General features: G+C 52.0%; 1 protein-coding gene. It reads left to right on the top strand.

From position 1 onward, the window contains the following. A partial coding sequence (locus ACNART_RS18005; protein WP_416303698.1) for a hypothetical protein occupies nt 1-281 on the top strand: 281 nt, incomplete at both ends.

Below are 281 nucleotides of genomic sequence, written 5' to 3'. Positions count from 1 at the left end.
GATTAGGTGTAGGTAATCTCTATCGCTTAATGCATGCGGCGCAAGGTTATGCTTCAGGTGGCTTTGTGGGGGCGGTCGCAGGGCGAATACCCGTTACACCGCAACCGACGTTAGCCCGTGCGAGTGGTGTACAAATGACGGTCGTTAATCATATTACGGTGACGGGAAATGGTGACGCTGTACTTGCGCAGGCAATGAAGGATGCCGCACAACAAGGGATAGAAGCCGGCGCACAGAAAGCTCACGCGATGATGTTACAAGACTTTCAAAGTAATGGTGCA

It is taken from the genome of Proteus sp. LHD240705, assembly GCF_047921555.1.
Classification (GTDB): Bacteria; Pseudomonadota; Gammaproteobacteria; order Enterobacterales; family Enterobacteriaceae; genus Proteus.
The sequence above is the reverse complement of the archived record's forward strand: the minus strand, read 5'-3'. Positions and strand labels throughout refer to the sequence as shown.